Origin of the sequence: Alkalibacterium sp. f15 (assembly GCF_049389645.1) — a bacterium.
Classification (GTDB): Bacteria; Bacillota; Bacilli; order Lactobacillales; family Carnobacteriaceae_A; genus Alkalibacterium.
The window spans coordinates 875885-889279 of the sequence record NZ_CP186540.1; the positions used below are offsets into that span (position 1 = coordinate 875885).

15 protein-coding genes are annotated in these 13395 nt (G+C 41.3%); 5 read left to right on the forward strand and 10 right to left on the reverse strand.

Features of this window, described 5'->3' with window-relative positions:
• Nucleotides 1–1671, reverse strand: a complete 1671-nt coding sequence (locus ACO1PF_RS04350) for a formate--tetrahydrofolate ligase (RefSeq protein WP_423190116.1) — start codon at nt 1669–1671, stop codon at nt 1–3.
• A 252-nt stretch (nt 1672–1923) separates the two neighbouring features.
• Between ACO1PF_RS04350 and ACO1PF_RS04355 the strand changes: the two genes are divergently transcribed.
• Nucleotides 1924–2145, forward strand: a complete 222-nt coding sequence (locus ACO1PF_RS04355; protein WP_423190117.1) for a DUF378 domain-containing protein — start codon at nt 1924–1926, stop codon at nt 2143–2145.
• A 68-nt stretch (nt 2146–2213) separates the two neighbouring features.
• Here the strand turns inward: ACO1PF_RS04355 and ald are convergent, their stop codons facing one another.
• From ald to mgsA, 3 genes are read right to left on the reverse strand one after another with little or no spacing between them, the layout of a single operon-like run.
• Complete coding sequence (gene ald / locus ACO1PF_RS04360; RefSeq protein WP_423190118.1) at nt 2214–3326, reverse strand: alanine dehydrogenase; 1113 nt, start codon at nt 3324–3326, stop codon at nt 2214–2216.
• Between the two features lie 41 nt (nt 3327–3367).
• Nucleotides 3368–3565: a hypothetical protein gene (locus ACO1PF_RS04365; protein ID WP_423190119.1), complete on the reverse strand. Its 198-nt coding sequence runs from the start codon at nt 3563–3565 to the stop codon at nt 3368–3370.
• A gap of 40 nt (nt 3566–3605) precedes the next feature.
• Nucleotides 3606–4028, reverse strand: a complete 423-nt coding sequence (mgsA, locus tag ACO1PF_RS04370) for a methylglyoxal synthase (protein WP_423190120.1) — start codon at nt 4026–4028, stop codon at nt 3606–3608.
• A 179-nt stretch (nt 4029–4207) separates the two neighbouring features.
• On the opposite strand from mgsA, the gene ACO1PF_RS04375 reads away from it, so the two are divergent.
• On the forward strand, nt 4208–4723 hold the full coding sequence (locus tag ACO1PF_RS04375) for a type 1 glutamine amidotransferase domain-containing protein (RefSeq protein ID WP_423190121.1): 516 nt from the start codon (nt 4208–4210) through the stop codon (nt 4721–4723).
• A gap of 407 nt (nt 4724–5130) precedes the next feature.
• On the opposite strand, the gene ACO1PF_RS04380 is transcribed toward ACO1PF_RS04375, so the two are convergent.
• Nucleotides 5131–5259: a hypothetical protein gene (locus ACO1PF_RS04380; RefSeq protein WP_423190122.1), complete on the reverse strand. Its 129-nt coding sequence runs from the start codon at nt 5257–5259 to the stop codon at nt 5131–5133.
• 202 nt (nt 5260–5461) lie between these two features.
• Here ACO1PF_RS04380 and ACO1PF_RS04385 point away from each other — a divergent pair, with 202 nt between their 5' ends.
• Genes ACO1PF_RS04385 through ACO1PF_RS04395 form a run of 3 tightly spaced genes read left to right on the forward strand, consistent with a single transcriptional unit; the run spans nt 5462 to nt 7769 of the window.
• Entirely contained in the window at nt 5462–6199 is a 738-nt protein-coding gene (locus tag ACO1PF_RS04385; RefSeq protein ID WP_423190123.1) for a methionine ABC transporter ATP-binding protein, read from the forward strand.
• Entirely contained in the window at nt 6192–6878 is a 687-nt protein-coding gene (locus tag ACO1PF_RS04390) for a methionine ABC transporter permease (protein ID WP_423190124.1), read from the forward strand. Before ACO1PF_RS04385 ends, ACO1PF_RS04390 begins: the two co-directional genes overlap by 8 nt.
• A gap of 36 nt (nt 6879–6914) precedes the next feature.
• Nucleotides 6915–7769 carry a MetQ/NlpA family ABC transporter substrate-binding protein gene (locus tag ACO1PF_RS04395; protein WP_423190125.1) on the forward strand — a complete coding sequence of 285 codons (855 nt, stop codon included), beginning with the start codon at nt 6915–6917 and terminating at the stop codon, nt 7767–7769.
• 258 nt (nt 7770–8027) lie between these two features.
• Here ACO1PF_RS04395 and ACO1PF_RS04400 read toward each other — a convergent pair whose 3' ends face one another.
• The 5 genes from ACO1PF_RS04400 to trpX form a co-directional block, all read right to left on the reverse strand.
• Nucleotides 8028–8327 (reverse strand): hypothetical protein, encoded by a 300-nt coding sequence (locus tag ACO1PF_RS04400; protein ID WP_423190126.1) that lies wholly within the window; start codon nt 8325–8327, stop codon nt 8028–8030.
• Nucleotides 8328–8626: 299 nt separating this feature from the next.
• Nucleotides 8627–9541, reverse strand: coding sequence for a nuclease-related domain-containing protein (locus ACO1PF_RS04405; protein ID WP_423190127.1), 915 nt, complete (start codon nt 9539–9541; stop codon nt 8627–8629).
• A 710-nt stretch (nt 9542–10251) separates the two neighbouring features.
• On the reverse strand, nt 10252–11034 hold the full coding sequence (locus ACO1PF_RS04410) for an ABC transporter ATP-binding protein (protein ID WP_423190128.1): 783 nt from the start codon (nt 11032–11034) through the stop codon (nt 10252–10254).
• Entirely contained in the window at nt 11031–11912 is an 882-nt protein-coding gene (locus tag ACO1PF_RS04415; RefSeq protein ID WP_423190129.1) for an ABC transporter permease, read from the reverse strand. Before ACO1PF_RS04415 ends, ACO1PF_RS04410 begins: the two co-directional genes overlap by 4 nt.
• A 16-nt stretch (nt 11913–11928) precedes the next feature.
• Entirely contained in the window at nt 11929–12957 is a 1029-nt protein-coding gene (gene trpX / locus ACO1PF_RS04420; RefSeq protein ID WP_423190130.1) for a tryptophan ABC transporter substrate-binding protein, read from the reverse strand.
• Nucleotides 12958–13395: the final 438 nt, after the last annotated feature.

Consider the following 13395-nt stretch of genomic DNA (forward strand, 5'->3'; position numbering starts at 1 on the left):
TTAAAATAATCCGGTAATTTTACCTGCATCATCCACATCCACTTGTTCAGCAGAAGGTACTTTGGGTAATCCAGGCATCCGCATAATATCACCTGTCAAGACCACGATAAAACCGGCCCCGGCAGAGACGGATAAATCACGGACATTCACTTCGAAATCTGTGGGTCTGCCTAGCGCTTTCGGATCATCGGATAACGAGTACTGCGTTTTAGCCATACAGACGGGCAAATTACCGTAACCGAGTTTCGTTAAGCGTCTAGCTGTACGTTTTGCGGCTACGCTCCACTCTGTCCCTTTTCCGCCGTAAACGGACTGCACAATTTTATCCACTTTTGTTGCAATGGAATCTTCCAGCTCATAAGCGAATGTCATTTGAGATTCCTGTTCACATAATTTTACGACTTCTTCCGCCAGTTCAATACCACCTGCGCCACCTTCAGCCCAGACATTTGATTGAACCACGTTGCTTCCAGTTTCTTTGATTGCTTCTTTTAAGACGTCTAATTCTTTCTGCGTATCGCCAGGGAAAGCGTTGATCGCCACCACAGCCGGCAAGTTGAATGTTTTTTGGATGTTTTCAATATGCTTCAGTAAGTTGGGCAATCCGTTTTTTAGTGCTTCTGTATTTTCTTCAGCTAAGTCTGCCTTTTTAACGCCGCCATGCATCTTAAGTGCCCGAATCGTGGCCACGATAACCACAGCATCCGGCTTGATATTTCCGATACGGCATTTGATGTCAATAAACTTCTCGGCACCTAAATCAGCTCCGAAACCGGCTTCAGTCACGACGTAATCGGCATGAGCGAGAGCCATTTTCGTTGCTAGCAAACTGTTACACCCGTGGGCTATATTCGCAAACGGTCCCCCATGAATAAACACCGGTGTATGTTCAAGCGTCTGTACCAAGTTAGGTTTCAATGCATCTTTAAGCAGGGTCGCTACAGCCCCCTGTGCCTTCAACTGCCCTAATTTAACGGGTTCGTTATCAAAGGTGTAGCCGATCAAACACTGACTTAATTTTTCTTTCATTTCAGCCAGCGAATGTGATAAACAAAGCACTGCCATAATTTCAGAAGCAACCGTGATATCAAAGCCGTCTTCTCTTGGCATGCCGTTTGTTCTGGCGCCAATACCACTCACAATTGAACGAAGTTGACGATCGTTCATATCCATTGCGCGGCGCCAAGTCACACGTCTAGGATCGATTCTCAAATCATTACCGTGATAAATATGATTATCTATCATGGCGGCGACTAAATTATTGGCTGCGCCAATAGCGTGTATGTCACCAGTGAAATGTAAATTGATATCCTCCATCGGAATAACTTGCGCATACCCTCCGCCAGCTGCACCACCTTTCATGCCAAATACCGGACCTAAAGAAGGCTCACGTAAAGCGATAGCTGCCTTTTTTCCGATTTTCTGCAAAGCGTCGCCCAGACCAACAGACGTCGTGGTTTTCCCTTCGCCAGCTGGTGTGGGATTAATGGCCGTCACCAAAATCAATTTCCCATTTTTATTTTCTTTATTATGTAATGCACTGAAGTCTACCTTGGCCTTATACTTTCCGTAATGATCCAGATCCTCTTCGCTGACAGCTATTTTTTTTGCAATGTCTCCTATTGGGAACATTTCCGTAGATTGGGCAATTTCGATATCACTTTTCACCATGTTTACTCCTCCTTAGTGTCATAAAAACAATAAAAAACCATCAATGTATCCTTGCCTCGTGTAAGGGCATACAGCGTTTGCCTTAAACTTATTTTCAGTATAACATAGGAATGACATGAGCCAATTAAAAATTCTTAAGATTTTTTTATTCTTTTCGACTCTGGTATTTATATTTTTTTCGATAAGAAACAATCGACATTTTTCTTTAAATTTCGTATGATAAGACTAGCAGTGAATAAAGGAGGACCTATAGTGAAAATAATAGATCGCGCAGCGTTAACTTTACTGATTTTTGGTGGAATACATCTTTTACTTATTGGATTATTTGGATTTGATATCGTTGAAACATTACTAGGCGAAGTCGACCAATGGGGTGTACGCATCATTTACATTTTAATTGGTTTGAGTGCGCTATGGTGTTTTAAATATTATTCCTTTACCCCAAGAGGTGGCAGTCGATTAAAAGACAGATAATGTCACTTTGAATAAAGCCTAAAAAAGACAGGATGTAGGAAATTTCCTACATCCTGTCTTTTTATTTTTTAATAGAGTGAAGATAATTCAGTGTAATCGTACTTTAAATCAGTTGCTACTGCTTCATTCGTTACTTTTCCTTTATAGACATTTAAACCTGCTGCTAATCCGTCATCTTTTTTCAGCGCTTCAACAACGCCTAAGTTAGCTAACTGCAAAGCATAGATAATTGTATCATTGGTCAAAGCAAGTGTGGAAGTTCTTGGTACTGCCCCTGGAACGTTTCCAACGCCATAATGAACGACACCATGTTTGACAAAAGTCGGCTCATCATGTGTGGTTGCTTCGTTTAACGTCTCGAAGTTACCGCCCTGGTCAATGGCAATATCAACGATTACTGATCCTTTTTCCATGGATTTAATCATTTCTTCGGTCACTAATTTAGGTGCTTTGCGTCCTGGGATCAAAACAGAACCGATAACTAAGTCTGATGCTTTAACTGCTTTAGCGATATTAGATGGTGTCGAAGCCAATGTCTGAACGTCGCTGCCGAACATACGAATAAGATCGCGCATACGTTCAGGGCTTAACTCTAAAATATTTACATTGGCGCGCATGCCGATTGCCATACGTGCAGCATTTTCACCGACAACACCGCCGCCGATAATGGTAACTGTTCCTCTTTCAACACCCGGTACGCCACCAAGTAAAAGACCTTTTCCACCTTGTCTTTTCTCTAAATGATGAGCGCCTAATTGAACTGCCATACGTCCGGCAACTTCACTCATAGGAGTAAGGAGAGGTAATGTTCCATCTTTCGTTACTGTTTCATACCCGATTGCAGTCACTTCGTTATCCACTAACGCTTTCGTCAACTCTGGTGCGGCAGACAAGTGCAAGTAGGTGAACAGAACAAGATCTTTTCGGAAATACTTGTATTCTGCTTTAAGCGGTTCTTTAACTTTAATAACCATGTCCGCACTGTCCCAGACTTCTTTGGCAGTATCGATCATTTTAGCGCCATTTTCAAGGTACTCCTGATCCGAATAGCCACTGCCTTCTCCAGCACTTTTTTCAACTAGGACATCATGTCCGCCTGCAACCAGACGCTGAACGTTGAATGGTGTTAAACCAACTCGAAATTCGTTGTTTTTTATTTCTTTTGGTAATCCAATAAGCATAATTGTAACTTCCTTTTATATAATTTTTTTTAATACATTACTTACATCAATAAATACGACACAATCAAAAGTATTCCCGTCACGAGAAAAAGTATGCCACCCACTTTGATAAACAAAGGAAACCATTTCGGAAATTTAGTGTGTGGTGCACGTTTCTGACTCTTAGTGGCCCATTTGTCAGAATATTTATATGAAAAATACCCGTATATAATTAAAGCTAACCCGATAACAACTAACATATTGGTCTCCTTCTAGACTTTCACCCGTGTCATTCTAAAATCAAAAGTGTAAGGTCTCCCGATCAGTGCCTCTAGCTATGTCGCGCCAACCATAAAATCCGGCATCCAATCCGCGCAGCAACACTTCAGCCGTTCCTATATTCGTGGCCAAAGGAATCTCATAGACATCGCACAAGCGAAGTAAAGCTGAGATATCTGGTTCATGAGCCTGAGCTGTTAATGGATCACGTATGAAGATAACCAAATCTATTTTATTATTGGAGACGTGCGCGCCAATTTGCTGGTCGCCACCGAGTGGACCCGATTTAAAACGATGAACATCCAATCCCGTTTCATCGATTATTCGTTTGCCTGTCGTCCCGGTCGCAAACAAATTGTGTTTACTTAGAATCACTTTATACGCTTCAGCTATTTTTATGATATCGTCTTTCTTTTTATCATGCGCAATCAATGCAATATTCACGATTTTCCTCCCTCAAACGTAAAATATATTATTCTCTCCTTTTTAATCATAACATATTTTAATTGAAAACCTGTAATGATAAAGTCCATTTTGTTACTGTTTGAGCAATCATATTACTTGTACAGGAAAGCAACGACAGTTAGACTAAAGAAAGATTAATACGAGGAGGAATTCTAATAATGAGTAAGAAAGTTGCAGCAGTACTAACACATTTATTTGAAGACGTGGAGTTTACTTCACCTAAAGAAGAATTAGAAAAAGCGGGTCATACCGTCGAAACAATAGGATTCGAAGCAGGTGAAACGGTAGAGGGGAAAAAAGGAACGGCCTCTGTCACGATCGATAAAAGTATCGCTGACGTTTCCCCGGAAGATTATGATGCGTTACTCATACCTGGTGGTTATTCACCTGACAAATTACGTAAAGATGAGCGATTCCTGGACTTCGTACGTGCTTTTGCAGACAAGAAACCTATATTCTCGATTTGTCACGCACCCCAATTATTGATCAATGCAGAAGTCGTGAAAGGCAAAGATATCACCTCTGTCAGTCAAGTGGCCATCGATTTGAAAAATGCCGGTGCCAATTTTATTGATAAAGAAGTGGTTATAGATAAATCTGGTCTCATCTCAAGTCGTACTCCAGATGACATGCCTGCTTTCAACAAAGCCATCCTCGAATCACTAAGTGAGTAAATTGTAATTTTTCTTCGGGAAATCCTTAGACGATTCTAAGGATTACGAGTGTTGTTTTTGATACACTAATGGTGTGGAAAATAAGTACACGTTTCTTTTCTCCCCAAAATGATAAAACAAAGGAATCCCCCGAAACGTTTGTTTTATCACTGAAAAGAAAAGTATATTTGGGACCATTATTCATTCTCCCCGGATTGAATGGTTTTTCTCAAATGACATATAATAGACGTTAAGTCTTATCCCCAAACCACCTTTTCTAGAGGAAAAGGTGGTTTTTTTATATTTTATTGCTCCTTTTCCAATCTTATCTAAGAATAACTACACATATTCATATTCCACTCACAAATAATTCGAATTTATCTTATATACTTTAATCATACCCACAAAAACCAACTTATTTTTGGTAATCAACGCTCCTCCAAGCGTTGGTTGACCACTCCTTTTTTACCACTAACTGTCAAGCAGTTAGTGGTTTTTTTGCTTTCCGCTGTCATCACACGAGTTAAAAAAACAATATTGTGTTTAATTTCCAACAAAAAACCTCCCTCCCCTTACATAAAACCCTTTAGTATCAATGTTAAAACAAGAAAATAAAGGATTGTCCTTTTTGGTATAAAATCAGTAGCAATTACGTAACCGCTTTCTCTTTGCGCTTTCCTGTAAAGCTTTCTATAATAAATTATGTTACTTTTACGTCTCACACTTTACCGGTAAAATCTGTGAGAAAGGAGAACAACCATGATTGAATTTAATCAAGTTGACAAAACATTCGATGAAAAAGACAAACCACTTAGTGCACTGTCAGATATCACGCTTTCCATTCATAAAGGCGAAACGTTTGGAGTCGTTGGTGAAAGCGGCGCTGGAAAGTCAACGTTACTAAGATTGATCAATGCTTTGGAAAAACCAACCAGCGGTTCAGTCAGCGTGAATGGCATAAACGTTTCCAACCTTTCTAAAAAAGAGTTGAGACAGGCACAAAAACAAATCGGCATGGTTTTCCAGCAGTTTAATTTGCTTAACAATAAAACCGTTGCGGAGAATGTTCACCTGCCTTTAGAGTTACATGACTACCCTGCTGCGTTAACCACTGATGACGTCTTACGTTTTGTCGGACTGGAAGATAAGAAAGACAGTTACCCTTCACAGTTGAGTGGTGGGCAAAAACAACGCGTAGGTATTGCTCGAGCGCTGATAACGCGACCAGACATCTTACTGTGCGACGAACCAACGTCTGCTCTTGATCAGAACACGACTGAAGAAATCGTTGAGGTATTAAAAAAGGTGCATAGAGAATTTAAGATGACGATCGTGGTTGTCACGCATGAATTGCCTGTCATCAAAGAATTATGTGAACGGGCCGCCATTATGGAACAGGGAAAAATAATAAAGGTTATCACCGTTAAGCGTTCAACTGAACAAGCAAACATCAAACCGTACCATGAACGGGCAATCGAGGTGTTGACTGATGGCTGAAGGCATAGGTTTGTATATTGATCGCGTCATAGAATTCATGCCTCGCATGCTTGAAAGTTTAGGCGAAACAGGTATCATGCTCTTTTTTGCGATGTTGGCAGCTATTCTTGCGGGTATTCCTGTAGGCACCTTGCTGTATTTAACAAGCGAGGGTCAGCCGACGGAAAATCGTCCGCTTAACCGAATCATCAATGCTTTTGTTAATATTATTCGCTCATTTCCATTCTTGCTCTTGGTCGTTGCCATGCAGCCATTTATCAGGCAAGTTTACGGCCGCGCGACCGGCGACCCCATTGCAGCTTCGTTTCCGATGGTCGTTATAGCCATTGCCTTATATGCCCGATTCGTGGAACAATCCCTCAACGAAATTCCCAGAGGGATCATCGAAACGGCGCAGTCCATGGGTGCAACCACCTGGCAATTAGTTTGGAAGTTCCTGTTCGTTGAAGCAAGGAGCAGTCTGGTCATTGGCTTCGCAACGGCTACGATCAGTTTTGTTTCCTATTCAACGATCATGGGCGTCGTCGGCGGTGGGGGCATCGGCGATTTCGCCATCCGCTATGGTTATCAGCGCTACGAAACAGATATCATGTACACCGCAATCGTCTTGATCATTATATTAGTCGAGATTTTCCAATGGCTGGGACTCAAACTAGCTAAAAAGTTAGATAAACGATAATAAAAATTATATTTAAAATAAAAGGAGATCATCATTATGTTTAAAAAAGGATTATTACTAGGCAGTACAGCATTACTCTTAGCAGCATGTGGCGCAGCTGATGAATCAACCGAAGAGGCTTCAAATGAAGTGACTGAAGAAACGACGGAAGAAACGGTAACGATCAAAGTCGCGTCCCACCTTCCGCCAATGACAGATGTCCTTGAAATTGCCGGAGACGTGATCGAAGACGGTTATGAAATTCAACTTGTCGAAGTGTCTGATAACATCCAGTATAATGAAGCATTGCTTAATGAAGAAGTGGACGCCAACTTTGCTCAACACGAACCGTTCATGGAAATGTTCAACCAGGAACGCGACGGTAATTTAGTTGCCCTTCAACCGATTTATAATGCAATCGTCGGTTTCTATTCGCCTGTTTACGATTCAGTCGAAGACATTGAGGATGGCGCTGAAGTCGCTGTGCCCAGCGATCCGACCAATGAAGCACGCGCGCTTGTCACACTTGAAGAACACGAACTGATCACACTGGATCCGGAAGTCAACAAATCTGAAGCTTCCGTAGACGATGTGAGTGAAAACCCATATAATTTCACCTTTACAAACATCGACTTATTGAACCTGACAGCGGCATATGAAGACGGCGTAGAACTGGTCTTCAATTATCCAACATATATCGCTGCAGTCGATCTAACCCCTGCAGATGCGGTCATTTTACAGGCTGACGAAGAAAACATGTTTGCCCAAACGCTTGTCGCACGCGAAGACAATCAAGATTCTGATGCCATTCAAGCTTTAGTGGATGCTATGACCAGTCAAGAAGTGTACGATTTCTTGGATGGCTTGGCTGAAAATGGCCACTTGAGACCTGCATTCGAAGTCAGCGAATAATTTTTATAGATATACGAAGAAGCAGACCGATTAGTCATTAGTGACTAATCGGTCTGCTTTTTTTAATGTGGTGATTCAAATAAGTTTATTTATTAAACTTAACTCCTTCATCGATAGAAGGAGTCCCCACCCTAATGATCTAACTTTCTGAGCACCAGAAAACATTACCGCTGTTCCCATGAATGCAAAAATCCAAATTTTTTTTTGCTAAATTAAATAGTTCATTGATAAAATATTCGTTTGATTCTACCTAATTTTTTATCTGAAATTACCAACTTTTTGTCTTATAAGTATGTAGCCTTTGAAAACAGCACGGATGATCAACATTCCGATAAATATAACAATACCTGTAAAGATAATGGCCCCAGTCATTCCAACAGGATTGAACCAGGAAGAATTCGGCGGAGTAATAAAGAGTTGTGCTAACACTGCTGATATAAGTGTAGAAATGAGAGTTGCTCTAAGAATATGTTTAATCTTGATTTTTGCTGACAATAGACCTGCGAAAAACATGAATAAGATCAATGGTGCAAACAAGTAAATAGCTTTACTCGGCATATAATAAATTTCGTAGTAGTGAAACAAAAATGGCATGGGAATTAAGAACGACACCCCGTAAGTCAATTTGATAAAAATCCGCTCCTTTAAAGTTGGATGTAAAATTTTTAGCTATCGCTTTTCATTACTCAAACGATAAAAGATATTCAACACCCTAAGTATACATATATGTATTTGAGATCTCCAGTTCTTATATAGTCCGTCAAGTCCCGCATATAAAAAAGGCCCGAAATGATGTGAAAATATCATTTCGGGCCTTTTTCTTTAATTTATACGTTTAATCACCGCAGAAAATTGAATCACTCATAATACGTGCCGCTAGTTGTACCTGAAACCATAAAATCATTCTGAAGAATTTTTCGTATTTTTCTATAATTGACTGAGCTCCCACACCATTCATCCACAAAAGATGTTGTCAACTTCTGATTAGGGAACAAAAACTTTAATTCTTTTACACTTTCTGTGACCAGGTCTTCAATTGACATCTGCTTGTAGCAGGACTTGCAGTAGCAGGAACGTTGCGTCACAATCAAATCAAATGAGCCACAATGAAAACAGGAGACACCTTTAGTAAAGTCTTCCAGATTATAAAAAGGCAACTGTTTCTGATAAGGCAAATCATCTTTATGAAAACTGACTAGTTTTCTTGCAAGATAATGATGATCTTTTTTAAGCCCCCTACTCCTGCTACTTAATTCTTTGAAATGCTCTTTCAATTGAGTCGGGAAAATAAAAGGATCTTCTATTTTCGCGTTATAAAGTGTAAAAGAGTCATTAATGAAAACAACATTGGCTTCTATTTTAAGTCGACTCTCCAACTCTTTCAGCAATTGACGAAGCAACTCTCTTGTTCGGTTAAGTTGAATCAAGGGGTTAGTTATTTCCTGTCCACTTGTATAATAGAGTTGTCCAGAGTTCATTTGGAAATTCCCTTTATAATTCTTGATTTCATATAGATAAATCGTGTCAGAAGTCACTACTAGCGAATCAATCTGAAACGTTGTTCCCTTACTTTCTATTAAAAGATCATTTAATACAAGAGCTTCTCCATTCAGATACTGTTTGACGGCAGAGTCAAACAGTTCCTCCCCAATAAACCCCTTCTCTAAGTTAAGTAGATGTCGTTTATCAGGATCACCCAGTTTTATTCGCTTATCCAAATAGTTTAAACCCAAAAGTAATTTCGACTTTTCTCTTTCTTTTATCACTTTCATCTGATCACCTCACTAATTATATTAACTAATTAGCAAAATAATGACTTTTTTTTCCAAAGTATTTTTAAAAGATTTTAAAATGAACGATTAGGCTTATAAGCCTAATCGGGTCCTTATCAGCACTTTTATGGGGTTTGATGTTGAGTATGCCGAACTTCGCCCTACTTAGCATCACTCACTGGGGTTTTCGCCTGAGCTTGCCGAACTTCGCCCTACTTGGCATCACTCGCTGAGGTTTTCGCCTGAGCTTGCCGAACTTCGCCCTACTTAGCATCACTCGCTGAGGTTTTCGCCTGAGTATGCCGAACTTCGCCCTACTTAGCATCACTCGCTGGGGTTTTCGCCTGAGTATGCCGAACTTCGCCCTACTTAGCATCACTCGCTGGGGTTTTCGCCTGAGCTTGCCGAACTTCGTCCTACTTAGCATCACTCGCTGAGGTTTTCGCCTGAGCTTGCCGAACTTCGCCCTACTTAGCATCACTCGCTGAGGTTTTCGCCTGAGCTTGCCGAACTTCGCCCTACTTAGCATCACTCGCTGGGGTTTTCGCCTGAGCTTGCCGAACTTCGCCCTACTTAGCATCACTCACTGGGGTTTTCGCCTGAGCTTGCCGAACTTCGCCCTACTTGGCATCACTCGCTGGGGTTTTCGCCTGAGCTTGCCGAACTTTCAGAAAAGTTTCTTCACTCCTATCACTGTTTCAGTTTTCTACTCAAACTGCCGCTGACATGTCTCTTTTTTCAAACAGGACGAATAAATCTTCCAATGTCAGCTTGGCTTTTTCTTCCTGATTCAGATCCAATTTGATCTTTCCGTTTTCCATCAGAATCAATCGGTTCCCATAAGTCAAAGCATCTTCCATGCGATGAGTGATCATCATGCAGGTCAGTTGTTTTTCTTCTATCATCTGATTCGTTAACGTCATCAACCGTTTAGAGGTTTTCGGATCCAGGGCAGCTGTATGTTCATCTAAAAGCAACAATTCAGGCTGCGTCAGCGTCGTCATGAGCAGGCTCAGTGATTGTCTCTGTCCACCAGATAAATGTCCCGTAGGTGTGTCCAGGTGGTTCTCCAGACCGTTGCCTACTGAACCACATAACTTTTCGAAGTATTCCTTATTCTCCTTCAGTTTTCTCGGGAGAAAATGACGCTTTTGACCCCGTTTCAAAGCCAGCAAAAGATTCTCCGCTACTGTCATCCGAGGTGCCGTGCCCATTTTCGGGTCCTGAAACACACGTCCGATAAATCCGGCCCTTTTTTCTTCCTGCCAATTCGTTATGTTTTTCCCGTTGAGTTTTATCTGCCCACTGGTGACTGAAGCAGAACCGGTGATGCTATTGAACAAAGTTGATTTCCCAGCCCCATTACCTCCGAGTACCGTGATGAAGTCTCCTTTATGAATCGTTAAATCCACCTGATCCAAGATGGTGTTATTGGTATCCGATTCATTTTGAATGATTTTCGTTACCTTTTCTAACTGGAGTAATTCTTTCATAAGCGTTCCTCTTTTCCACTAAACATATCTAATTTCAGACTTTTTCGGAGCTGCGGTGTCATTAAGAATACGGCCAGGATCGTCGAACTGAAGATTCGGATGTATGTCGTATCAAAGCCTAATCGAATAACGCCTAAAATCAGGAGTTGATATAAGACACTTCCGATAACGATCGTCAGCAACCGCTCTCCAAGAGTTACTTCCTTGAACATGACTTCAGCAATAATAAGTGAAGCCAGACCAATAACGATAACACCTGTCCCGCCATTTACATCAGCATAGCCGTTACTTTGTGCAACCAACGCTCCAGACAAAGCAAAGATGCCATTTGAAAGAACCAGTCCAAGCATTTTCATGTTGTCTGTCTGAATACCGAGAGAGCGAGCCATCGATTCATTATCTCCAGTCGCAATATACGCTTGACCTACACTCGTGTAAAAGAAGAAAAGGATGCTGCTTATCACAAGAACTAAAACGCTGATACCGACAATGACCACATCAAAATAATTGGGAAGAGCATTGAACGCATCGTAAATTCTGGGTTGATTCAGCAGACTCAAATTAGGCCGCTGCATCACAAATAACATAACTGAATGAAGGCCTGACATCACCAGTATCCCGGACAGGATAACCGGGACCTTTCCTTTTGTATAAAGCAAACCGGTCACGAGACCGGCTCCCATCCCGGCTATAATGGCCAGTATCGTTGCTAGTATCGGATCGATTCCCGAAACGATAGCGGTGACCGCCACCGCTGATCCGAGTGGGAACGAGCCTTCTACAGTTAAATCCGGAAATTTCAAAATACGATAGGTGGTGAAAATACCGATGCCTAAAATGGCCCATAAAAATCCTTGTGCGATTGCGGATATAAGCATGTTCTGATTTCCCTTCTTATTCGTTTGTTTCTATCATGATCGCTTCGTCTAAAACGGTTTGCGGTATCTCTATACCTAATAAATCTGCCTGCTGCTGATTGACCAATTTATCTCCTTCACTTAAAACAAAGACAGGAAACCCACTGGGATTTTTTCCTTGCAACACTTCTGCAGCCATTCGACCTGTTTCAAATCCCGTATCGGTTTGATTGATGCCCACTGTTGCCAATCCGCCCTGTGCGATCATGGAGTCCACTGTCGGAATAAGCGGGATGTCATAACGGTTTGCTTCGCTTACAACGGTATCGAAAGCACTGGCAATCGTGTTATCTGTCGGCAAGTAAATCACATCTACTTCCTGAGCCATTGTTGCGACAGTTTGTTGAATTTCATTGGTGCTTGATACAGTATACGTCACCGGGTTTAATCCCAATTCTTCTATCGCTTTTTCGGCACGTTCGCCTTCTGCTCGAGAATTGTCTTCCCCTGAACTGTAAAGCACGCCTATTTCCATTGCTTCAGGTAGCATTTCAAGCATCATGGCCAGCTGTGCTTCAACAGGGGCCTGATCTTTTACACCAGTGATGTTTTTACCTGGTGCTTCTTCGGATGCGACAAGCCCAGCTCCAACTGGATCGCTGACTGCTCCCATGATGATGGGAATGTCATCTGTTGCATTGGCAAACGCTTGGCTGGCCGGCGTTCCGATCCCGATAAGGAGGTCTGCCCCATCTTCAACCAATGACTGGGCCATGGTATTCATCAAGTTCTGATCGCCTTGACCATTTTGAAAAACGATCTCTGTGTTTTCTCCATCAACATAACCGTTTTCTGCCAGTCCTTCAATGGCGCCTTCGGTAATAGCATCCAATGCCGGGTGACTCGCCGTTTGTAAAATACCTACAACAAAAGTCTCTTGTTCTTCTGACGTTTCAGTACCTTCCTGTGACTCATCATTCCCTGAATCAGCCATAGAAAATGCAAATACCCCCACAAGTAACAACACAATAACTCCTAATGTTAAAAACAATCCTTTTCTTTTCATCTGTAAACATTCCTCTCAAATTTTAGTTTTATTTTTATCGTTTTTTATTTAACCATTCCCAGTCGGATTTCATAAGCATCCACTCCTTTTATGTAAAATCAATCGTCTAATTCGTCCCTTACTTCGAGCTTCCGAGGTAAGGGATTTAAAAAAAGATAAAACAAAAAGGCAATCTCCACGAGTATAGAAAAACTCTAGTCGTGGAAATTGCCCTTAAAAATAGCAAAAAGCCACACAGATGGTGTTGTCATCTATGTGGCGTAAGATCAAATAAAGCATCAAAAATAAGCCGGCATAGATACAAAATTCAGATTGAACTAAACGTTGTATCCATGAAAGAAAAAAATCCTAACATTTATACAACGATCTGCGCCAGCTGTGCCAAGCATTATTCAATTGTAATGAATTAACAGATTGTGTATACATGCGAACCTCTCC